The organism is Phycobacter azelaicus (assembly GCF_014884385.1).
In the GTDB taxonomy this organism is placed as follows: domain Bacteria; phylum Pseudomonadota; class Alphaproteobacteria; order Rhodobacterales; family Rhodobacteraceae; genus Phycobacter; species Phycobacter azelaicus.
In genome coordinates this window covers 3,294,308-3,316,923 of record NZ_WKFH01000003.1, presented here as the reverse complement: position 1 = coordinate 3,316,923, position 22,616 = coordinate 3,294,308, and the positions used below count along the sequence as shown (strand labels likewise).

At 59.5% G+C, this 22,616-nt stretch carries 19 protein-coding genes; 5 read left to right on the top strand and 14 right to left on the bottom strand.

Going from position 1 to position 22,616, the window contains the following annotated elements; translation table 11 throughout:
- Positions 1 to 111: 111 nt before the first annotated feature.
- The 8 genes from INS80_RS16990 to INS80_RS16955 all read right to left on the bottom strand — a co-directional run bounded on the left by INS80_RS16990 (position 112) and on the right by INS80_RS16955 (position 10,461).
- Positions 112 to 1,305, bottom strand: a complete 1,194-nt coding sequence (locus INS80_RS16990) for an oxidoreductase (protein ID WP_192966762.1) — start codon at positions 1,303 to 1,305, stop codon at positions 112 to 114.
- Positions 1,306 to 1,523: 218 nt separating this feature from the next.
- Positions 1,524 to 2,108 (bottom strand): nucleotidyltransferase family protein, encoded by a 585-nt coding sequence (locus INS80_RS16985; protein WP_192966761.1) that lies wholly within the window; start codon positions 2,106 to 2,108, stop codon positions 1,524 to 1,526.
- Between the two features lie 98 nt (positions 2,109 to 2,206).
- On the bottom strand, positions 2,207 to 4,624 hold the full coding sequence (locus INS80_RS16980) for a GcvT family protein (RefSeq protein WP_192966760.1): 2,418 nt from the start codon (positions 4,622 to 4,624) through the stop codon (positions 2,207 to 2,209).
- Between the two features lie 112 nt (positions 4,625 to 4,736).
- Positions 4,737 to 6,359 carry an MFS transporter gene (locus INS80_RS16975; protein WP_192966759.1) on the bottom strand — a complete coding sequence of 541 codons (1,623 nt, stop codon included), beginning with the start codon at positions 6,357 to 6,359 and terminating at the stop codon, positions 4,737 to 4,739.
- 40 nt (positions 6,360 to 6,399) lie between these two features.
- On the bottom strand, positions 6,400 to 7,710 hold the full coding sequence (locus tag INS80_RS16970; RefSeq protein ID WP_192966758.1) for an HlyC/CorC family transporter: 1,311 nt from the start codon (positions 7,708 to 7,710) through the stop codon (positions 6,400 to 6,402).
- A gap of 94 nt (positions 7,711 to 7,804) precedes the next feature.
- The gene (locus INS80_RS16965) at positions 7,805 to 8,764 is read right to left on the bottom strand and encodes a site-specific tyrosine recombinase XerD (RefSeq protein ID WP_192966757.1); all 960 of its coding nucleotides are present in this window, start codon (positions 8,762 to 8,764) and stop codon (positions 7,805 to 7,807) included.
- A gap of 1 nt (position 8,765) precedes the next feature.
- Positions 8,766 to 10,322, bottom strand: coding sequence for a hypothetical protein (locus INS80_RS16960; RefSeq protein ID WP_192966756.1), 1,557 nt, complete (start codon positions 10,320 to 10,322; stop codon positions 8,766 to 8,768).
- The gene (locus INS80_RS16955) at positions 10,312 to 10,461 is read right to left on the bottom strand and encodes a hypothetical protein (protein WP_192966755.1); all 150 of its coding nucleotides are present in this window, start codon (positions 10,459 to 10,461) and stop codon (positions 10,312 to 10,314) included. Before INS80_RS16955 ends, INS80_RS16960 begins: the two co-directional genes overlap by 11 nt.
- Positions 10,462 to 10,542: 81 nt before the next feature.
- Between INS80_RS16955 and INS80_RS16950 the strand changes: the two genes are divergently transcribed.
- A complete protein-coding gene (locus INS80_RS16950; protein ID WP_192966754.1) occupies positions 10,543 to 11,133 on the top strand; it encodes a shikimate kinase in 591 nt (196 codons plus the stop codon).
- A complete protein-coding gene (gene aroB / locus INS80_RS16945; RefSeq protein ID WP_192966753.1) occupies positions 11,134 to 12,252 on the top strand; it encodes a 3-dehydroquinate synthase in 1,119 nt (372 codons plus the stop codon).
- 24 nt (positions 12,253 to 12,276) lie between these two features.
- On the opposite strand, the gene INS80_RS16940 is transcribed toward aroB, so the two are convergent.
- The 3 genes from INS80_RS16940 to INS80_RS16930 form a co-directional block, all read right to left on the bottom strand.
- Complete coding sequence (locus INS80_RS16940; protein ID WP_192966752.1) at positions 12,277 to 13,356, bottom strand: site-2 protease family protein; 1,080 nt, start codon at positions 13,354 to 13,356, stop codon at positions 12,277 to 12,279.
- A gap of 202 nt (positions 13,357 to 13,558) precedes the next feature.
- Positions 13,559 to 14,233, bottom strand: a complete 675-nt coding sequence (locus INS80_RS16935; RefSeq protein ID WP_192966751.1) for a VPLPA-CTERM sorting domain-containing protein — start codon at positions 14,231 to 14,233, stop codon at positions 13,559 to 13,561.
- A 290-nt stretch (positions 14,234 to 14,523) separates the two neighbouring features.
- A complete protein-coding gene (locus tag INS80_RS16930; protein ID WP_192966750.1) occupies positions 14,524 to 15,039 on the bottom strand; it encodes a single-stranded DNA-binding protein in 516 nt (171 codons plus the stop codon).
- Positions 15,040 to 15,450: 411 nt separating this feature from the next.
- On the opposite strand from INS80_RS16930, the gene INS80_RS16925 reads away from it, so the two are divergent.
- The 3 genes from INS80_RS16925 to INS80_RS16915 all read left to right on the top strand — a co-directional run bounded on the left by INS80_RS16925 (position 15,451) and on the right by INS80_RS16915 (position 17,805).
- Positions 15,451 to 15,969 carry a lytic transglycosylase domain-containing protein gene (locus INS80_RS16925; RefSeq protein ID WP_226892820.1) on the top strand — a complete coding sequence of 173 codons (519 nt, stop codon included), beginning with the start codon at positions 15,451 to 15,453 and terminating at the stop codon, positions 15,967 to 15,969.
- Positions 15,970 to 16,122: 153 nt separating this feature from the next.
- The gene (locus tag INS80_RS16920; protein ID WP_192966748.1) at positions 16,123 to 16,497 is read left to right on the top strand and encodes a hypothetical protein; all 375 of its coding nucleotides are present in this window, start codon (positions 16,123 to 16,125) and stop codon (positions 16,495 to 16,497) included.
- Between the two features lie 126 nt (positions 16,498 to 16,623).
- The gene (locus tag INS80_RS16915) at positions 16,624 to 17,805 is read left to right on the top strand and encodes a cytochrome-c peroxidase (RefSeq protein WP_192966747.1); all 1,182 of its coding nucleotides are present in this window, start codon (positions 16,624 to 16,626) and stop codon (positions 17,803 to 17,805) included.
- Between the two features lie 84 nt (positions 17,806 to 17,889).
- Here INS80_RS16915 and INS80_RS16910 read toward each other — a convergent pair whose 3' ends face one another.
- The 3 genes from INS80_RS16910 to INS80_RS16900 are packed head-to-tail and all read right to left on the bottom strand — an operon-like array spanning position 17,890 to position 22,480.
- Positions 17,890 to 19,977, bottom strand: a complete 2,088-nt coding sequence (locus INS80_RS16910) for a dipeptide ABC transporter ATP-binding protein (RefSeq protein WP_192966746.1) — start codon at positions 19,975 to 19,977, stop codon at positions 17,890 to 17,892.
- 4 nt (positions 19,978 to 19,981) lie between these two features.
- Positions 19,982 to 21,418 (bottom strand): ABC transporter permease, encoded by a 1,437-nt coding sequence (locus INS80_RS16905; RefSeq protein ID WP_192966745.1) that lies wholly within the window; start codon positions 21,416 to 21,418, stop codon positions 19,982 to 19,984.
- A 15-nt stretch (positions 21,419 to 21,433) separates the two neighbouring features.
- The gene (locus INS80_RS16900; protein ID WP_192966744.1) at positions 21,434 to 22,480 is read right to left on the bottom strand and encodes an ABC transporter permease; all 1,047 of its coding nucleotides are present in this window, start codon (positions 22,478 to 22,480) and stop codon (positions 21,434 to 21,436) included.
- Positions 22,481 to 22,616: the final 136 nt, after the last annotated feature.

Below are 22,616 nucleotides of genomic sequence, written 5' to 3'. Positions count from 1 at the left end.
TCGCGGCGTCACGAGCCTGCGCCCCTATCCGTAGATAGTGCTCTTTGCAGAGTCGCAGCCGATAGACAGCTTTGCGGGACGAAGTGTGAATTCGCTGCGGGTGCAAGAACGTCACCTAAATCTTGAATTCCAAATCTTCCGCCGCGCTTCGTCTCGGTTTTCGTATGCCTCGATAGCGCTTTCCAAATCTTCGGGAGAGAGTGGCTCTTTGTAATTTGCCAGCCGAGTGATCTGCATCGTGTACCACGCTGTCACTCCGCCTGCGGGTGGATTCTTGAAGCGCGGAAACTGTGGTGTATCACGCTGACCTGACAGCCAATATGATGGGAGTTCGGGGTCGACGACCAACGCTCGCGCCAATCCAACCAGATCGGTCTTGCCTTCCGCAACAGCACTTTCGGCTTGTGCGAGCGTTTTAATACCGCCTGTTACCATCAAAGGTAGGTTTGTCTTTTCACGGGCACGTCCCGCGAAATCCACGAAATATGGACCCGGGCCAACCCGATCCGATGAGGAGGCGACACCGGGGAAATATGTGCCGCCGCTGATGTCAATGAGGTCAACCGCCAAATGGTCAACAGCTGCAATAACATCAAGGGCTTGGTTCTCGTCAAAGCCACCCTCAAGCTGATCGGTGGCATTAAGTTTGATCCCCAGCGGAAACGCCGACCCAACAGCATCCCGTACCGCGCTGATAATCTCGAGCAACAGCCGCATGCGGTTTTGCAAGGAGCCGCCGTAGGCATCATTGCGTTTATTGAACAACGGGGAAAGAAACTGGTTCAGGAGGAAGCCGTGGGCTGCATGAATTTCCACACCTCCAAATCCAAGCTCTTTGGCAAGAACGGCCGTGCGGGCAAAGTCGATGGGCAATGCTTCTATTTCTTCTAGCGATAGAGCGCCACAGGTTAGGCCTGGAAGGTCAAGCGCGCTCGGCCCTTTGGGGCTGCTAATCTGCCCGTCGGCCATTGCACCTGCGTGACCCAGTTGCAGCCAAAGTTGCGCGCCATCCGCTGCACCTGCCTGTGCAAGGTGCATTAGATTATTACGATCTGAGTGATCGCTCATGATGAGGTTGCCGGGTTTTTCAGCATAGTGGGGCGTGGCCTGAACCTCACCAATAATCGACAGACCAAGACCACCTTTGGCCCAGCGTTTGTAGAGCTTGATCTGGTCTTCGGTAGGATTGCCTGCGCCATCGCCCAGAGAGTCAGACATTGCGGATTTCGCGATGCGGTTTTTGAGCGTCACGCCGCAGGGCAAAGTCATTGGTTGAGCAAGAGGTGAGGTCTGAGTTTGGGCCATGGGCTATGTCCGGTGTGTTCTGCTAGGGTACTCCAAAGCTGTCATTCGTGCAAAGTGCAGCATCCAGTAATCACGGCTCTGAACAGACGTTCGCTGCGCAGCCAACAAGTGATCGCTTCAGGCTGAAATACCGGCATGCCTGTCAAGGCCAGGAATAGCGCGCACCCTAAAATGGTAGCCAATAGGCAACGTCGAATTCCGTTCTCAACCGGGCAGGCTCAGCCATTTGCTGCGCGCCAGGCGGCCCAGGCTTCGGGGGTGTCGAGATCGGTGATGGCATGGCGTGCGGGCAGGGCGATGTATTGCACTTTGTCGCGTTTCAGCAGAGCGCGTGCTCCCTGATCCCCCGAAAGCTCGCAAAGGTCATCGAAACTGCGTTTTGGAAACAGCACCGGGTGGCCTGCCTGGCCATTTTCGGAGGTGGCCCGCAGGATCGGGCCGTCTCCTCCGTGAAAATGCGCCGCCACATGCATCAGATCCTGAGTTTCAAGATCTGGCATGTCTGCCGGTACGATCATCACCCCTTCGGTATTTGCAGGAAGGGCTGCGATGCCCCTGCGGATCGAGGCGGCCATGCCCTCTGCGGCATCCGGGACCGGCACCGTTGTTGCTGTTCCGGTCAGGCCGGTACGGGGGTGGGCATCGCTTGGCACGGTGACGTAGACCGGCAGCCCGGTCAGCGCCGCACGGCGGCACATCAGGGACAGAAGCGGCTGTCCGTCGACCTCTTCGCTGAGTTTGTCGCGACCCGCCATGCGGGATGAGGCGCCTGCTGCAAGGAGCAAGATGGCAAGACCCGACATGACCTCCCCCTTTTCATGGCACATTCACTGCACATCTGCCGTGATCTTGGGGGAGGGCTGCTTGCAAAGCCAGAGATTTTTCGCCGCAGGCGCCGAGATTAGCCGCGCATCCGGGCACCATCCGCATCGAACAAGGGCGTGGTGATCATCCGCGCCTTGTGCATCTTGCCAAGGATCTCAATCTCAACCTCCAGCCCGTCTGCCATCTTTTCGGTGGGCACAAACCCTTGGGCAATCGATTTTTGGGCATAGTGCGAGTAGCCACCTGAGGTACAGAAGCCCACAACCTTGCCATCCAGCCAGATCGGCTCATAGGCGGTGACATCGGCATCATCGGCATCGACCTCAAAGGCACAGAGCTTGCGGGCAGGGCCTGCTTCACGCTCTGCTTCGGCCGGTGCGCGGCCTATGAAGTCGACATTCTTCTTGAAGGAGATGAAGCGATCAAGGCCCGTCTCGGCGGCGGTGTAATCGGGTGAGAATTCCCGCAGCCATGCACCAAAGAACTTGTCGAGCCGCAGCGACATCATTGCCCGCATGCCAAAGGGTTTCATACCGTGCGGCTGGCCTGCCTCCCAGAGCACATTCCACAGGGCGCGCTGGCTGGGCAGATCGCAGTAGATCTCATATCCCAGATCGCCGGTGTAGCTGACCCGTTGCACGATGCAGTTGGCCATGCCAACGCTCATGCGGCGCACGTCGAGGAACTTCATTTCAGAAATGTCCTGACGCGTGCAGGCTTGCAGCACCTCGCGCGCCTTGGGGCCGGCGATCTGGAAGCCGTTGATCTTGTCCGAGATGTTCTCGACCGCGACGCCATCCTCTGCGTTCTGCTGGAACCAGCGCATGTGATAGGCCTGTGCGCCGTATGAGGCGGTCAGCTGATAGGTTTCCTCATCGAGGCAGGAGATAGTGAAATCGCCAATCAGGCGGCCCTTGTGGGATAGCATCGGCGTCAGGCTGATGCGCCCCGGCTGCGGTACCCGGCCTGCCATGATCCGGTCCAGCCAGGCGCGGGCGTTCTTGCCAGTGACACGGTATTTGCCGAAGTTATGGACTTCGTTGATGCCGACGGCCTCTCGTACGGCCTTAACCTCGCGCGCGGTGGCGTCAAAGGCGTTGGAGCGCCGGAAAGAGGGCGTCTCGTAGCGCGGCTCACCTGCTGCTGCGAAGTAATTCACCACTTCCATGCCATACTGCTGGCCCCAGACCGCGCCCATGCCGTCGAAGATGTCGTACATCGGCGTGGTGCGGAAGGGGCGCGCGGCGGGCAGTTCCTCGTTCGGGTAGGAGACGGAGAAGCGCGTCTGGTAGTTCTCGATCACCTTGGGGCGGGTATAGCCCGGCGTGATCCAGTCGCCAAAGCGAGCGCAGTCCATGGCAAAAGTGTCGCGTTCGCATTCGCCCTCAACCATCCATTGCGCCAGCATCAATCCCACACCGCCCCCTTGGGAGAAGCCTGCCATCACAGCACAAGCCGACCAGTAGTTGCGCATGCCGGGCACCGGGCCGACCAGAGGGTTGCCATCCGGGGCAAATGTGAAGGGGCCATGGATCACGGATTTCACCCCTGCGCGCTCCAGCGCCGGGAAACGGCGATAGGCAAAGGCAATGCTGTCCTCGATCTTGTCAAAATCATCGGGCAGCAACTCGTGCCCGAAGGTCCAGGGCGTGCCATCCACCGCCCAGGGTTTGCAGGGCTGTTCGTAGAAGCCAATGCAAAGGCCGCGCCCTTCTTGGCGCAGATAGCTTTCACCGGCGGGGTCCATCACGTGGGGGTGCTCGCCGCCCGCATCGATGATGGCGGCGATTTCAGGGACTTCGTCGGTGACGATATACTGGTGCTCCATCGGGTGCAGTGGGAAATAGACACCTGCCATCGCCCCCACTTCGCGCGCCCAAAGCCCGCCTGCATTGACCACATGCTCGGCGTGGATGGTGCCCTTTTCGGTGACCACATCCCAGGTGCCATCGGGGCGTTGGTTTGTTTCCACCACCTTGCAGTGTGTTTCGATTGTCGCCCCGCCCATGCGCGCGGCCTTGGCATAGGCGTGGGTGGTGCCCGAGGGATCAAGATGCCCATCCAAGGGATCGTAAAGCGCACCCAAGATGCCGTCTGTATTGGTGATTTCTGAGAGTTTCTTCACCTCTTCAGGGCCGATGATGTCGGTCTCAAGCCCCATGAAGCGATGCTTGGCCCGCTCGGCTTTGAGCATGTCAAAACGTTCCTGGTTGTCGGCAAGGGTAATACCGCCCACGTGGTGAAGTCCGCAGGACATGCCGGTGATCTCTTCCAGCTCGCGATACAGCTTAATGGTGTAGCCCTGTAGGGCCGCCATGTTGGTATCGCCGTTGAGAGTGTGAAACCCGCCCGCAGCATGCCAGGTGGAGCCAGAAGTCAGCTCGGAACGCTCGATAAGCATCACATCTGACCAGCCCAGTTTGGTCAGGTGGTAAAGGACCGAACAGCCGACGACACCGCCGCCGATGACCGCTACGCGGGTTGTGGTTTTCATGACTGTGCTCCCTGGCGTGTCGTGTTTTCCTCATTCTGGACATATGTGAACAGTAATCCAGTGAAAAAGCGACATACCGTGTCGCTCGCTGGCGGCAACGAGCTTGCGGGTATCAGTCTTCGGTGCGGAACCGGCTGTTTTGCACGATCAGGATGGCCAGCAAGGGCGCAAACAAGGTCAGGACTGTGACCGTGATCAGAAGTGGACCCAGCTGTGTGTAATCGGCCGCTGTGACGATCGCACCGGTGTCGACCTTCACCTCGCGGGTGACCACAAAGATCTGGTTGAGGTATTTCGTTCCAAGGCTTGAGGCGGAAAGAGCCAGATTGGTGAAAGAGGCCATCACGGCAAAGAAGGTCGCCTTTAGGTTCGAGGGTGCGTTGCGGGCAATCCAGGCCAACATGGGAATCATCGAAACCTGCCCGAGGGGCGATTCCACCGCAGTGTCCACCAGCGCGATAAAACGGGCATCGACGACGCCATTCGTCATCGCAGAGGTCCATTCATGCACCCCATAGTAGAGGGCAAGATTGGGTAGGCTGAGGATGGCTTCGCTGATGGTCAGGAAGATCACGATCCAGGTGATCGAGTTGTTGGCCATCATCGGACGCAGCACGATCATACCGACCAGGGTCAGCAGGGATGCGATCAGCGATAGCACCGACAGGAACTGTGGATCGAAGCCAAGAACATCGATTTCGAACCAGGTGGTCCCGGGGCCGCTCAGTGGTTTGGCGCGGTAGACGAAAATGATTATCGCAGTTCCGATCAGCGCGCGTGCTTGGGCGGGTGTCAGTACGGCAATAAGCTGGCGCATGAGGAACAGGACAATGCCCATGGATCCGGCAAAGATGATCTCTTGCCCATAGGCAAGATCGCTGAGGCCGACGCTTAAAGACAGAGTCACAAAGGCGCCACCACCGATGAAATACCACCAGTTTACATCGACGGGATCGCGCGGCGGGTCCAGCCTGGCCATGATCTCTGTTACCGACAGTCCGTTGCCCCGCAGATTTGCTGTCTTGCGGAGTCGTTGCACCAGGGCCAGTACCACGCCTGAGAGGGACAGGACAGGCACCAGAAGTGCCAGCATGTAGACATGGGCGTAAAGCGCGCCTTTTTCCGGTTGAGGCAGGGTCTCGGCGCCTTCAAAGATCACCACGTTGAGAGCCGCCGCCGCGCTGGATCCTGCAATGAGGGCGATCCGGCCAAAGGTCTGCATCGTGGTGTGCAGCGCGCGGGTTGCCTCGGTGGGGAGCTCAACGCCATTGGCGTCCCTGTGTGGCACGGCCTCGACCGACATTGCGTCTGCCACCACATCCTGCAGCACAAACCCGCAAGGGGCGAGGATGATGGAGGTCACATACCAGGCGTTCACCGGCATGATCGCCTGCATGGTCTCCGGCAGCGTCAGCAGGGCTACGATGATGGAATAGCTCATCGCCATCAATGCAGCCCCCAAAAGGATCAGAAGGTACTTCCAGCGCCAGATCAGATCGACCAGATGGCCGATCGGCATTTTCAAAGCCCAGGGAATGCCCACCCAAAAGCTGAGGCCCGCCAGAAAGGCTGCAGGAAGGTCCAGGTACTCCTTGACATAAAAGGCCCCAGCAACCGAGGTGATGCCCTGCGCGCCGTAGGCAAAATAGATCAACAGCGGCGGCAGGAAAGACCAGCGCAATTGACGCGACAAATCAACGAAGATGCTGTCGATCCACCGCCAGGCGCGTGTCATATGCGTACCTCTCTCCTGTCTGTGCCGTTTTTATTCCGACCTAAGTCAGCGGGCGAATCTTGAGGCCCGTGACGCGGTTCCCTTCCCGGGAGGTCACCTCAAAGCGGAACCCGTGGAAGGAGAACACCTGTCCCACGGTCGGTATCATCTGTGCTTCGTGGATCACAAGGCCGGCAATGGTGTTGGCTTCATCATCGGGCAGGTTCCATTCGGTCGCACGGTTCAGGTCACGAATTGTGGTGGCGCCATCGACCATGAAGTGACCGTCTTGGGTTTTCTTGGCGGGCGACTGTTCTGCCGGATCGAATTCGTCTGTGATCTCGCCCACGATCTCCTCGAGGATGTCCTCAAGCGTGATCAAGCCCTGCAGTGCGCCGTACTCATCCACGACAAGGGCAAAATGGCTGCGCATGCGAAGGAACTGTCGCATCTGCTCGTCCAGCGTGGTGGTTTCCGGCACGAAGTAGGGCGGCTTGGCCACCGAGGTGATCTGGAAATTGCGCAAGGCTGCCGCATCGCCGTCCGGTCCGCCAATCTGGGCATACATGTCGCGCAACAGGTCCTTGGCGTGGACCACGCCGACGATGTTTTCGGGTTCATCCTTGAACACGGGCAGGCGCGTATGGGGCGAAGTCAGACATTGCTCCAGGATGGCCTGCGGGTCGGAATTGGCATCGATCATCTCGATATGGGAGCGGTGCAGCATGATCTCTTCTACGAAGCGGTCCGAAAGGTCCAGAGCACCAAGGATCCGATCCCGATCTTCCTTTTCAACAACGCCTTCGGAGTGGCCCAGATGCAGGGCGCCTGCAATCTCCTCACGCACCGCCATGATGTGACTGTCGGGGTCGATCTGCACGCCGAAAACACGCAGAACGGTGCGCACCAGAAGGCGCACAGCCCCGACGATGGGGGCCAGCACGGTGACCAGTATTGCGATGATGGGCGCCACGGCAGAGGCTGCTTTTTCGGCATTCGAAATGGCGTACGTCTTGGGCAGAACCTCGGCAAAGATCAGGACCAGGAGGGTCATGACCAGGGTGGCCATTGCCACACCGCTTTCCCCGAAGGCACGGGTGAAGAGGGCAGTTGCGAGCGATGTCGCGAGGATGTTCACGAGGTTGTTGCCAAGAAGGACCGAACCGATCAGCCGCTCGCTGTCTTCGGTGACGGCCAGGGCGCGCTGTGCCCCCCGCGACCCCTTGTCGGCCTGGCTGCGGAGTTTCCCGCGCGAGGCGGCTGTCAGCGCCGTCTCAGAGCCGGAAAAGAACCCCGAAAGGACAAGCAGCAGGACGATTGATCCCGCTGTGAACCAAAAGGCACTGTCCAGGGTCGCAAGTTCGGTTTCCATGTCAGGTTCCGTTTTTCAAAGGGTTTTCTCGGTTATGGGGTCGGTATCGGTTTGGTTCAAGGGGGGAGGGCCGCTCATCACGGCAGGAAGCAATCTAGTCGCGCTCTGAGCTTGTTTTGCTGCGAGAGAGCGGATGATGGTCCAGTACCAGCTCGCTCAGACGCGCATCAAGCACATGTGTATAGATTTCTGTCGTTGCGATGTCGGCGTGACCCAGAAGCGCTTGAATGGCCCGCAGGTCGGCTCCATTGGCCAGAAGATGAGTGGCGAAGGCATGGCGCAGGGTATGAGGCGTGACCTTTTCAGGGGCAACGCCGCCGCTGACAGCAAATTCCTTGATGAGCAGAAAGAATCTTTGCCGTGTAAGGTGACCTGCCTTCCCACGGGAGGGGAACAGGAACCGGGATGCGGGCCGACCCTCCGCCTCGGCCTCAGCTTCGGCGCCATCGCGGGCCTTCAGCCAGGCCGCTAAAGCCTCACGGGCGGGCGGGGATAGTGGGACCATACGTTCCTTGCCGCCCTTGCCCGCAACGAGCAACATACGGGGATCCCCCCGGGCGGCGGCCACGGGCAGGGAAACGAGCTCGCTCACCCTCATGCCGGTGGCATATAGCAACTCCATCAGGCAGGTGTTGCGCAGGCGATCAAAAGGCGTGCGCCCACTGGAACGTGCCGCATCCAGCAGTCGGTCGACCTCGATCACCTCCAGCGTCTTTGGCAAGGCCTTGCTGCGCGCAGGACCTCTGATCTGAATGGCCGGGTTGTCCCGGCGCCAGCCTTCCTCAAAGGCAAAGCGGTAGAGCTGGCGGATCGCCGAAAGGCGGCGCGCCCGTGTGGCGCGGGACAGCCCTTCGGCGTCACAGGCCACTAGGTATGCTTCGATCTGTTCCTGCGTGAGATTGTTGAATTCAGCCCCCTTGCGCGCGACCCAACCGGCGAAATCCTTCAAATCCCGACCATATGCCAAGAGGGTGTTGCGCGAAGCGCCAAGATCGGCAGCCTGCGCCTCCAGAAAGGTCGAAATCCAAAGGTGATCGTCCTTCGGCCCCACCATGTCAGTGACGGTCCAGCAGCATCAACTGCAGCGATGCGCGCCGTGCCGTGTCCTCCAGACCCATGGCGCGAAAAGCGACCAAGGCGCCTGTGAGGTCACCGAGGTTTCCAGCCGCGCCACGTGCGAACAGGGACATGCTGGTCAGGATCGCTTCGCCCAAGTGTCCCTGATCCAGATGACGGCGCACGGGCGTTGGCAGCTCCGCCTGATCTCTGAACCCGGCGGCAATGCTGAGGGCCAGCTCGGAAGGAGCCTGTGCATCCTGAGGCCGCCCCTGGGCAAGCGCGGCAAGGAACAGATCCTCCGCGCTGTCGGACGGCGCTGCGCGTGCCGAAAGCTCGTAGCTGGGCGCCAGAAGGCGAATGCGCCATGACAGTTCCTCGGCCTCCAGGGGCAGTTGCGCCCGCGCCAGATCGTCGGCAAAAAGATCAGCAAAAGCGACTTCGGTGCGGGCCGCTTGTGCGGCGGCCCACGCGGCTGTCAGCGCTTGGGCAAGGTGGTCAGCGGTCGCTTGGGGCGTGCCTTGTGTGGGATTCCCGTGAACAGCCGTTTCAAAGTCCTGCAAAGCCCGCACCCGGTCCCATATGCCGCCTGACGCAGCGGGTTTGCGCTCGGTGAACAGGCCCAAAAGCTGGTTGGGATTCAGCGCCCCAACACGTGTCAGCCGCTCGGCTGCTTCAAGCTGTGCTTTCCAGCCGGCAATGTCGCGCAGGTCTGCCGCGGCGTAGGCACGCGGAAGAGGCGCGGTCGGCAGGCGCTCACCAATGGTTTCAAAAAGACGGAATGTGAGCGGGTCCATCGTATCGGGGGCGGGCAGGGGCGGTGCACCCTCGAAGATGTCGGGATTCAGAAAGCGATCGAGGACGGCGAGCTGCTCCGAGGACAAAAGATCCAGCGCATGAGCTGTTTCCAGCATCAGGGCGGCGGTGGGCCAGTCGCCGCGTCTTGCGGCACAAAAGATCCTCGCGCTGTAGTCCTGCGCCAGATGGGGTGCGGCGGTCAGCGCCGCGCAAGCGCGATCTTCGTCTCCAGTCAAAAGCGTTGCATTGAACCAGCGTGCAAACCGTGCACGAGAGCTCGTTGGGCCAGCCTGCTCTGCCAAGGCCTGGGCGGGATCGATTGCACCCAGTGACATGAGGCGGTCGAGCCGGGCCAGCAGGATTGCATCCTTTCCCCCAGGCGTCGGCCTGCTTTCGGACAACAGCAAGGTAAACAGCAGCGATTGCATCGCAGGGTTGCCTTGGACTGGGACTTCGCGGATCAGTCGGGCGATGTCATCCGGGTCACTGCCGCGCCAAAGATCGACCGGCAGCCCTGTTGCGGAGGGCGCCACAAGGCCGATGGGTGGGAGCAGAGCTTCCAGCTGGGTCACGGTGATCTCGGGGCGCGCTGCGCTGCCGGTGACAGCAGGCTCCATCAGGATGGTGTCTGGAATGTCCTGCGACGTAGGCTGGCCAAGCCAGTCGATAACGGTCAACGGCTCTTCTGCAAGTGATGCGCCTGCCAGCAGTGCGGTGCAGACCGCAGCTGCATGTAACTGCGACAGCCTAGTCGGCATTGAGCACCACCGGCTTGCGGATCTCCTCTGTCGGAGCGCTGAAATCAGCGCCGAACCACGGGCCGACGTAGGCATACCCAACCAGCCCGATCGCGGCCAGGATGACGATGTAAAACAAGTATTTGATCAAGCGCGCCATGAGGTCCCTGCTGCCTGCTTCTTTATCTTTTGTTCAAGTTATATATGGCCTTTTTGGCAATATCACGTCATTCACTGAAGAATGAGCGAAAAAGAGCAAACAGACGAAACCGTGATGGAAGAGGTCGCGCCGATGCGGCTCAAGAAGACTGTCGTCATGGTGGGGATGATGGGGGCTGGTAAAACGGCCGTCGGGCGCGCTTTGGCTGCCCGTCTTGGTGTTCCGTTTCTCGACAGTGATCATGAAATCGAAGCTGCGGCCAATATGTCGATCCCTGAGATATTTGCCCGTGATGGCGAGGCGTTCTTTCGCCTCAAGGAACGTCAGGTGATCTCGCGGCTGCTGGACGAAGAACGTGGCATCCTGTCAACCGGTGGCGGCGCCTTTCTCGCAAAGGAAAACCGGGAGCTTATTTCGAACGGAGGCATCTCTGTCTGGCTAAATGCCGACCTTGAAGTGTTGTGGAATCGGGTGCGTCACCGCGACACGCGCCCGCTGCTTCGCACGCCCGATCCTAAGGGCACCCTGCGCGGCCTTTATGAGGCGCGGGTGCCGCTTTATGCCAAGGCGGATCTTACTGTGAAATCGGATGGGCAGGCCTCGATCGAGGAAATGGTCGATCGGGTGCTGGAAGCGCTCAGAACGCGTCCTGACGTATTGGAATGGAACTAGATGGAACGCATCGTACATGTGCCCCTTGGGGAGCGCGGCTATGACGTGGTGATCGGCCCGGGGCTGCTGATGGAGGCAGGCAAGCGGATCAAGCCCTTGCTGAAACGCCAGCGTGTTGCGGTTTTGACCGACGAGACCGTCGCGGGCCTTCATCTAGATAGCTTGCGCGCCGGACTTGCCCTTGAGGGTATTGAGATGGACGCCCTAGCGCTGCCGCCCGGTGAGAGCACCAAGGCCTGGCCACAGTTTACCCGTGCGGTGGAGTGGCTGCTGGACAAACGGATCGAACGCTCTGACGTTGTGGTGGCCTTTGGTGGTGGAGTGGTCGGTGATCTTGCAGGTTTTGCCGCCGCCGTCTTGCGCCGTGGTGTGCGTTTCGTGCAGATCCCGACCTCGCTGCTGGCGCAGGTGGACAGCTCGGTGGGCGGCAAGACAGGCATCAATGCCCCGCAGGGCAAGAACCTGATTGGCGCCTTTCATCAGCCCTCGCTGGTGCTCGCCGATACCGAGGTGCTGGGTACGCTGAGCGCGCGCGATTTCCTCGCCGGCTATGGAGAGGTGGTAAAATACGGCCTGCTGGGAGATGCGGCATTCTTCGACTGGCTTGAAAAACAGGGCCCGAAACTGGCGGCCGGTGACATGGCTACCCGGGTCGAGGCGGTGGCGCGATCTGTTCAGATGAAGGCAGATATTGTGGTGCGTGATGAAACCGAACAGGGGGATCGCGCACTCTTGAACCTTGGACATACCTTTTGCCACGCGTTCGAGGCGGCGACCGGCTATTCGGACCGGCTGTTGCATGGGGAAGGGGTTGCCATTGGCTGTGCCATGGCCTTTGAGCTATCCTCGCGGTTGGGGCTGTGCAGCCAGGAAGACCCAAGCCGGGTGCGCGCGCATCTGAAAGCGATGGGCATGAAGGCGGACCTCGCCGATATCCCGGGAGATCTGCCCGATGCTACCGGGCTGCTGGATTTGATGGCACAGGACAAGAAGGTTGTGGATGGCCAGCTGCGGTTCATCCTTGCGCGTGGGATCGGCTCTGCCTTTGTGACCTCGGATGTGCCGCGCGAGGCGGTATTGAAGGTTCTTGAGGACGGGCTGTTGCAGCGCACGGCCTGAGCCGGTGTCTGACGGTGGCGCTTGTCAGCGCCCCTGGACGACCATTAACTCGCCGATGTTTTCTGCGGTGATATAGCCTGCGATGGCGCCTGCTTTGGTTGTCACGACAACCGCCGGCGCGCCCTGATGCAGGCTGTCGAGAATGGCTTCGAGCCCGGCGGTCATCGAAACGGTGGGTATATCAGTCTGCATGATCGCAGATATTTCGGTCAGTCGAGGGCGGTTCGCGGCAAGGGCGGTGAACAGGCTTGCACGGGTGAGAAATCCCAAAGGATGGCCCGCGGGATCAAGAACAGGAAACTCGTGCTGAGTGGTACGGATCACCGCAGCCGAGGCTGTCTCAAGCGTGTCCTCGGGACGGAGAGCCTCGAAGCTGGTAATCATCGCATCACGGGCCATGAATTGGCGGGAGACGTCGCGCATGGCAACATCCTGATTTTCCGCGTTGGCGGCAATGAATACAAAGCCAGCCACTAGAACAAGGATGGGATTGCCGGATGTAAGGCCGATATAGGCAAGACCGACAGCGCAGATCTGCCCGGCAAGCGCTGCGACGCGGGTTGCCTTGACCCGGTCCATTCCAAGGCACAGGGCAGCGCGCAGCACGCGGCCTCCATCCATCGGAAATGCCGGGATCAGGTTGAACACAGCCAGAATCAGGTTCACGGCTGCAAGACGGCCAAGGAAGGTCCAGATCGAAAACTGCTGTCCAGGATCGGTCAGGCTTTCCAGTGTCCAGTGACCGGCGCCGATGAGGACGAGAATAGCCCAGATCACGACGTTGACGGCTGGGCCTGCCAGCGCCACTGCGATCTCTTGCAGCGGATTGGTGGGCATCCGCTCAAGCCGGGCCAGTCCGCCAATTGGCAAAAGGGTGATGTCCGGCGTCGCAATCCCATAGCGCCGCGCCATCAGCGCGTGACCGAATTCATGCGCGAGAACGCAGGCAAACAAGGCCAGAACAAAGGCGGTATTCTCGATCGCGCCTGGCAGGCCCTGGTCCGCATAGGCCGAGAGACCGATCCACCCCAGCAGGAGAAAGAAAGTCACATGGACCCTCACATCTGAACCCAGTAGGCGGCCAAGAGAGAAAGACCATGTCATGTGCAGTGTTCCTTGCGTCTGAAGCGACTCGCCTGTCGGTCAGGCGAAGTATCCATTCTTGCCTCTGGTATAACGCGAAACACTTCTGGGCCGGAACCGAAGAAACCCGCACCGTTGACGCAGGCGGGTTTGCTTTCTCGTTTTGGTGCAAAACCGAAGGCGGAGCCCGTCTGCGGACAATGGCTTTGCGCAAATGGCCGGATTAGCTTCGACGGCGGCGGCGCACCGCGGCAGCGCCGAGCAGACCTGACAGCAAGAGCATTCCTCCCGCTGGCAGCGGAACGGCTGCGATTGTTGCGAACTCAAGGGCAACGGAATTGATCCGGTAGGATTCATTGGTGTTGTTACCGTAAAGTGCAAAACCAAGCACGCCGTCGGTATCAAGGGTTGAAGACAGCGGCACGTTGTTGGCGCTGTAGCTACCGTTGGAATAGGACAGGGATGCGGGACCGCTTCCATCCGCGACGGTAAAGGTCGCCGAGATCTCGTTTGAAAATCCGATATGGCTTTGCTGCAAAGTCAGATCATTGGCAGCCCCGTTCAGCAGGTACAAAGACCCGCCAGCATTGTCGGCCTGCATCGCGCCGACAATCCCTGACCCATCGGTGAAGCCGAATGCAAGGTCGTTGTCGTTGGTGAGGGCGTCGTAGTTGATTGTGACGGAAAAGGAAATCGCGCCCCGCGGACCGGGGCTGAGCGGGAACAGCTGTGCCAGTGTCGCATATCTCGCACTTGGGCTGTAGGTAACAGAGTTGCCTGAGACGCTTTGTGTTGCGTTACTCCCCAGGGTTGCCTGAGCTGCAAACTCTGCACCTGTGTAGGTCTGGGAGAAAAGGGTGGCGGCATTTGCAGTCATCGGGATGACTGTTGCTGTCATGAGAATCGGAGCCGTTAATGCGAATCTTGCCATTGCTACCAAACCTTTTCCGAGCACTTCATGAGATTAACAATATATTAACGCAAAGGGCATTGTTAGTGTCCGAAAGTATAGAAACCAAAGCAATTTTGGCCGCCAACCTCATGCGGTTTGTCAAACTGGAGGCTAGCCAAAACTCTCATAACCAAGCCCTTTTGCGTTTGGAAGGCTACTGTCAGAACGCAAAAAGGGCCGACTGCTGTCAGCCCTTTTGAGACATCGTCGGTGAACTGGAGGGCGTGTTCCCTTGGCTAGAAGGGAATCTCGTCGTCATCGATATTGTGCGAGGGGCCACCCTGACCGCCGCCGAAGCCGCCGCCACCCTGAGGCCCGCTGTCATAGCCACCGCCGCCGTAGCCTCCGCCTGCGCTGCCACCGCCGTAGCCGCCGCCACTCTGACCGCCGCCACCTTCGCCGCGGCCGTCCAGCATTGTCAGGGTCGAGCCAAAGCCCTGCAGGACCACTTCGGTGGAATAACGGTCCTGACCGTTCTGATCCTGCCATTTGCGGGTTTGCAGCTGGCCTTCGATATAGACCTTAGAACCCTTACGGAGATACTGCTCGCAAACTCGGACCAGCCCCTCGTTGAAGACGGCTACGCTGTGCCATTCCGTCTTTTCGCGACGCTCCCCGGTGTTGCGGTCTTTCCAGGTTTCCGACGTGGCGATCCGAAGGTTGCACACCTTGCCACCGTTCTGAAAGGTCCGCACTTCCGGGTCGCGGCCCAGATTGCCGATGAGGATGACTTTGTTGACTGAGCCGGCCATTGGGTCCTGTCCTTGTTCTTGTCAGTTCTTGTTTGATTGCGCGGCCGGACCCGAACGAATCTGGCCTGCAGCGCGTTAGCGACACCCTACAGGCCCCCAGCCCGCGATGAAAGCAAGCTTCTAGGCAGGCTGGGCGCGCGGATGCTGGCAGGGATCTGCCGATGAGCAGTGAAAGGTTCCAATTCAATCAAGATTGGGTATAGTCCAGCGCCAGCATAAGTTCCGAATTCACGACAGGTGCGAGGGGCGCGGATGTTCAGCCAGTTATCGACCGGCAAGGCACCAGAGGGCCTGCCTTCCAAACAGCGCTTTGTGCGGTCCAAGCAGCCCATCGGTGCATTTGCGGCGCCCTCCGCTTTTTCGTGCACGCTTGTTGCTTTGTTGGCCTTGGGTCACCCCGCTAGCGCCGACATGTTCTCCACCAAGAACCAGCGCAGCCTTTTTGCGGCCCACACTCGGGTTCTCGATAGTCGCGCGGCAAAGCAATACGAACATTCCGCACGGCTCAAACCCCCGTCTGCCTATGGCTCGGACGCTGCTGGGGCGCTGGTTTATACAGGAAAGTACCGGGGTGAGTTCCTGCCCATGGCCAGGGCAGCGGCACGCAAACACGGCGTTCCCGAAGACCTGTTTCTGCGCCTAGTGCAACAAGAGAGCAACTGGAACCCGAAGGCTAAATCCCACAAGGGCGCGCTGGGTCTGGCGCAACTGATGCCGCAAACGGCGAAGTCTCTTGGCGTGGATCCAACCGTGCCGGTCGAAAACCTGGAAGGAGGCGCGCGGTATCTGGCGCGGCAGTTTCGTAAATTCGGCTCTTGGCGTTTGGCGCTCGCGGCATACAATGCAGGCCCAGAAGCGGTAGAAAAACACGGTGGTGTACCGCCTTACAAGGAAACTCAGGCCTATGTGCTCAAGATCTGGGGCAGCTAGGAGGGTCGCGCTGTGGCGGTCTTGAAAGCGCTTCCCGCCGCCTGAGGGTTCATAATTTCGTAATAATTGTAAATGCCGCGTTAACTTCGATTCTTGGTCACGATCTTGCCTGATTTGGAGCGGAAAACCGCGTCAGTTTCAGGAGGAATTGCCGTGACAGCCTACAGTTTTGATGAACGTCTTGATCGCCTGCAGTGGACCCCGTCCGCTGTCCCGTCTCGGGAAATCGTGGATAGCGTTCTTGGGGCGCGCCATAAAGAAAGAACGCGCAGTGTGGCTACAACGCTTGCAGGTGCGATCCTTGGCATCTTGATCGGCTTTGGACTTCTTGGAATGTCCTTCCAGCATTCTCCCTGGGGACCTGGAAGCGGCACCACCGGGCTGATTTTGGGGTCTCTTTCGCTACTGGGGCTGTTGCTATCGGTTTGCCTCGCAGTGTTTGCCGCAGTTCACAGTGCCAAACGACCTCGATTGATGCAGTTTTCCTCAATGAATTTGCTGATGATTGTAGTCTTGCTATTGAGTTGAAGCGTGTAGGCTGTGTCAGCTGCGACCGGTAGTTGATCTTTATTGTCGGGAATTGCGCTCGATCAAGGTCTGGCCTATGGATCTGCAAGACGGTCCAGGAAATGGCCCAGAATCGAAAGTCTCTTGATGCCTTTCCCGACGCAAAATCTTTTAGCGCGACCTGCCGTTGCACTGCTATTTCTCTGCTTTGGCCTTTGGGGTCAAATTGCCCAGGGTGGCGAGGCGGCCGCTTCTGTTTTTTCGACGCTTGAAGACCTCGGCGAAGCCCTGTTTCACGATCCGAACCTTTCTGCAAACCGCACCCAATCCTGCGCCAGTTGCCATGATCCGGAGTATGGGTTTGCAGATCCGCGCCGTTCAGCGGATGGGGCGTTTTCGCTTGGCGACGACGGGAAATCCCTGGGGGACCGGAATGCGCCGACCGCCTCATATGCGGCATTTGCACCGCGATTTCACCGGAAAGACGACGGAACTTGGGCCGGTGGCATGTTCTGGGACGGGCGCGCTGCGGGCCTAGAGGAACAGGCGGGCGGACCGCCGCTCAATCCAATGGAAATGGGGCTGGCCAGCAAGGAACAGGCTGTCACCCGCCTGAGAGAGAACCCAGACTATGTCACGGCCTTTCAGGCGCATTTCGGCGTATCCGTGCTGGAGAATGCGAATCTCGGTTTTGAGGCGATGACAAAGGCGATTGCCGCCTTTGAACGCAGCAGCGCCTTTTCCCCCTTTGACAGCAAATACGACCGCTTTCTGCGCGGCGAAGTCGAGCTCTCCAAAGAAGAAGAGCTAGGCCGGGTTCTGTTCTTCTCTGAGCAGTTCACCAACTGCAATCAGTGCCATCAACTCAAACGCAGCGCGATTGATCCTCAGGAGACCTTTACCGATTACAGCTATCACAATATCGGCGTGCCAGAGAATGGTCTGGGACGGGCCGAGAACGGCGTTGCCCTCGGCACGGTAGATGAGGGTCTATTCGCGAACCCTGCGGTTTCGGATCCAGGCGCAAGAGGTAAGTTCAAAACGCCGACCCTTCGCAATGTGGCTGTGACAGGTCCCTATATGCACAACGGTGTGTTTCAGGAGCTGCGCACTGTCATCGCCTTTTACAATCGCTACAACAGCAAATCGGAGGCGGCGCAGATCAACCCGGAAACAGGGAAAACCTGGGGCGATATCCCTGTTCCAGAGACAGTTTCTCAGACTGAGCTGACACATGGTCCGGCGCTGGATGCCCGCCGTATCGATGCGCTTGTGGCCTTTCTGAAAACGCTGACGGATCAGCGTTATGAGGTCTATCTGGAACCATAGAGGGCTTCTTGGATTCAAGACATGTAAGAACCGGCCGACCGGGCTTTGCGCTGGCCGGTTCTTACATCCCGGTCCTTGTGTGCTTCACTCTGCTGCGATCTTGATAACCGGGCTCATCCGCTCAAGCACCTCATCGCTGAGGTGACATTTAATCTGATGGCCAGCCTCCAACTGTCGTACCGGGGGAACCTCGCGTTCGCACAGGCCGCCGGGGACTTCGGATTTCCAGCGGCAGCGCGTCTGGAACGGGCAGCCGGGGGGCGGATTCATCGCCGAAGGAATGTCGCCCTCCAGCACGATATGCTCCTTCTCGACCGAGGTATCGGCGATGGGCACCGCGCTGAGCAGGGCTTCGGTGTAGGGGTGATAGGGCGGCGAGAAGACCTGGTCGGTATCCCCCAGTTCCACCACATGGCCGAGGTACATGACCATCACCCGGTCGGAGAGGTATCGCACGATCGACAGATCGTGGCTGATGAAAAGAAGCGTGGTCTTTTCGTTGCGCTGAATCTCCATCAACAGATCCGTCACCGCCGCCTGAACCGAGACATCGAGTGCTGAAACCGGCTCGTCCGCCACCACGATGCGCGCACCGCCCGCGAATGCACGGGCAATGCCCACCCGCTGTTTCTGCCCGCCCGAGAGCTGCCTCGGCATGCGGTCGGCAAAGGCGCGGGGTAGTTTCACCAGGTCCAGCAGTTCCAGCATGCGCTGTTTACGCTCTGCGTCGCTGTCGCCGATCCCGAAAATCTCCAGCGCGCGGGTGATCTGCCGCCCTACGGTCATTGATGGGTTCAGCGTATCAAAGGGATTCTGGAACACCATCTGCACGTCGGAAATGGTCTTGGTGTCGCGCGCCTCGATGGGGGTCTGTTCGATGTTTTGATTGTCGAGCAGGATTTCGCCATCCGTCGCCGTTTCCAGCCCCATCAGAACCTTGGCAAAGGTGGATTTGCCGCAACCGGATTCGCCCACGATGGCCAGTGTTTCGGATTCGCGGGCCTCGAACGACAGGGTCTCGTTCGCCTTCACGACCTTTTTGGCGCCGCCACCGAAGAGGGCGTTCGCCGCCACCTCGTAGTATTTCTTCAACTGGTCCATCTTCAGGACCACCTTGCCGGGCGCGGTCTTTTCCTTCTGCTCCCCGACGGTGATCGGCGCGTTCCAGTCGATCTCTTGGAACTTAAGGCAGCGGGTGGCATGGCGATCATTGCCGGGCACATCGGCCATCGGGATATCGCCTGCATCGCAGCGCCCTGCCTCGAAGTAATCGCAGCGCGGTCCGAAGTTGCAGCCCGGCGGGCGTTCGTGGGGCAGGGGGAAGTTGCCGGGAATGGCCACCAGGGGGCGTGCGTTCTTGTCAGCACCCGGCAGCGGGATCGAGCGGAACAGCGCTTGCGTATAGGGATGCTGCATCTCGTCAAAGACATCCTCGATACTGCCGCGCTCAACCGCTTCGCCCGAGTACATCACACAAAGCCGGTCGCAGGTTTCCAGCACAAGGCCAAGGTTGTGCGAGATGAACAGCATCGAGGTGCCGTATTTTTTGCCCAGATCCTTGACCAGTTCAACTACAGCAGCCTCCACCGTCACATCCAGCGCCGTGGTCGGCTCATCCAGGATCAACAGCGCCGGTTTCGACATCAGCGCCATGGCGATCACGATCCGCTGCTGCTGGCCGCCCGACAGTTGGTGCGGATAGCTGTTCAGCATACGCTCGGGGTCGGGCAGGCGCACATCGGTCACCACTTCAAGGGCGCGCTTATAGGCTTCACCCTCGCTGACGCCCTCGTGGATCATCGGCACTTCCATGAGCTGCTTGCCGATCTTCATCGCCGGGTTGAGGCTCGCCATCGGCTCCTGGTAGATCATCGCGATCTCATTGCCGCGAATGTCGCGCAGCTCCTCGACGCTCATTTCGCCCAGGTCGCGGCCCTTGAACTTGATCGAACCGCCCACGATGCGGCCGTTCTTGCCCAGATCCTGCATCACCCCAAGGGCGACGGTGGATTTGCCGCAGCCGCTCTCGCCCACAAGGCCAACCGCCTCGCCGGGCATGACGGAGACGGAAAAATCCATCACCGCCGGGATTTCGCGTAGCCGCGTGAAGAAGGAGATCGACAGGCGGTCGATTTCCAGGATTGGGCCGTCGGTGTAGTCAAGCTTGCTCATGTCATCAATCCCTCAGGCTTTCTTCACGCAGCCCGTCGGCCAGCAGGTTCAGCCCCAGAACGAGGCTGAGCAGGGCAATGGCGGGCGGTAGTGCGGGGTGCAGGTAGACCGACAGAAGCTTGCGCCCCTCGTTGATGGTCGACCCCCAGTCGGGGCTTTCGGGCGGCAGGCCAAGGCCGAAGAAGCCCAAGGTTCCAAGCAGGATAGTGGTGTAGCCGATACGCAGGCAGAAATCGACGATCAGCGGGCCACGTGCGTTGGGCAGAACCTCCCAGAGCATGATGTACCAGGGGCGCTCTCCGCGTGTCTGGGCGGCGGCGACGTAATCGCGCGTCTTGATGTCCATGGTCAGCCCCCGCACGATGCGGAACACGGTGGGGGAGTTAACAAAGACCACCGAGACAAAAACCACAAGGATCCCGCCGGGCACGTCAAAGAAATCCAGCGGCCAGAAGTCGATCTTGGAGCCCGCCGCGTTGATCAGCGACATATACATCAGAAACAGCGGCACCAGGACCACGGCAAGGATAATCAGGTTCTTTTGTGGCTGTGTTCGATAGCGGGCGTTCAGTAGCACGCCAAAGAACACCATCGGAAAGGCGAACAGGACCACGCCCATGTATTGCGGCAGGCCGGTTGCCACGATTTCCGGCGTCACCAACAGGTAGAATAACAGGATTACCGGGAAGGCCAGAATCAGGTTGGCAAGGAAGGACAGGAAGGTGTCGAGTTTGCCGCCGTAGTACCCGGCAGGCAGGCCAAGGGTGATCCCGACCATGAAGGCGAATATCGTGGCCAATGGTGCGATCTTCACCACCTCCCATGCCCCTTTGACCATGCGGCTGAACACATCGCGCGCGAGGTTATCCCCGCCTAACAGATACCAGGCAAAATCCCCTTCCTCGGCGCCGCGCAGCGGTGTTCCGGGGGCCTTGTTCTTCATCCCCGAGGCCTGCGACAGGGAGTCATGTGTGACGATCAGGTCAAAGGCCCCAAAGATGCCTGTGAACACCCAGAACATGACAAGGCCGAAACCGATCATGCCGATGGGGCTGTCGAAGAGCTTGCCATAAAGGCCAATGCGCCGTTTGAAGGCGATCGACAGGGTGAATAGGACGATCAGCGCAGCCCAGACAGGGAGCATTCGCTGCGACAGTGCGCCGATGATGCCGGCATCCGTGCCCATGAAAAGACCCAGCACGATATAGGCCAGCAGGATCACGGCTGAGGCCAGGAAAGTGATGCGCACCGCGAGCGCCGCCAGCCCTTGCGGGCCAGCCGACAGGCTGAGCGTGCCGCCGGCATTGGTGATGGTGCGATCCTCGGGCGTTACCGCACCTATGAGGATCCAAAGAAGGATTGAAATCGCCAGAAGTCCCAAAGCCGCAAACAAAAGCGGGTTGAGAAAGGCGATTGATCCGGTCCAGCTAAGTGGTTCCATTGTCTTTCTCCGTCTTCAGGAAATGCGAATGCGCGGGTTGAGGTACACATAGCCGATGTCGGAAATCAGCTGCGTGATCAGCACCACGAGGACGGAGACGACCGAAACCCCCAGGAGGAGTTCGATATCGTTGTTGCCCGCCGCCTGCACCAGCGTCCAGCCAAAGCCCTTGTAATTGAACAGGGTCTCGACGATCACGACGCCGTTCAGAAGCCAGGGAAACTGCAGCATGATCACCGTGAAGGGCGCGATCAGCGCGTTGCGTAGAGCGTGTTTCATGACGATGTTTGGAAAACTCACGCCTTTCAGGCGCGCGGTTCGGATATACTGCGCCGTCATCACCTCGGTCATCGAGGCGCGGGTCATCCGGGCGATATAGCCCATGCCGTAAAGGGCGATTGTCAGTACCGGCAGCAGGAAATTCTCGATATTCGGGCTTTCCATGGCGCTGGTTGCGGTGCCCTTGAACCATTTGAGGCCCACCGCAGATGAGGAAAAGATCGCGATGAACAAGACGCCAGAGACATATTCAGGTGTCGCCGTGGTGGTGATGGCAAAGGTCGAGAGCGTCCTGTCCGTGGCTGAGCCTTCCTTCATTCCCGCCAGAACGCCAAGGATCAGCGCGGATGGCACCATGACGATCATCACCCAGAACATAAGCGTCCCGGTCAGAGACAGGCGCGTTGCGATGATGGAACTGACCTCATCCTTGAAAACGGTGGAATAGCCCCAGTAGCCCTGCAGGATCCCGCAGAACCGTGGCGCCTCGGCGGGGTCCATGCCCGGTGTGATGCAGCGCCCGGTGATGGTGCCGTCCTCGGCCACATGCTGATAGGAGGGCGCCAGGCCTACCCATTCGAGGTATTTCTTGGGCGTCGATTGCAGGTAGCCGCCCTTTTCGAGCCAGCTTGCGACGGCCTCGTCCGACATGCGGAAGTTGCCTTGCGTTTTGGCGAGTTTTTCAAGGTTCGGATAAAGATTCGTCATGAAGAACACGACGAATGTCAGACACAGAGCGGTCAGGATCATGACCCCGACACGTCTGAGGATAAACAGTCCCATGAATGCCCCCGTTGGTGGCTATGCGCACGGTGCTTTGCCGCTGCGCTTTTGGTAGGGCGCGGCTGCGCCCGGTCTTTGGCTGTGGTTCGGGTCCAGCAGAAACGGGCCGCGCCTGTCTAGCGCGGCCCGATAGGGT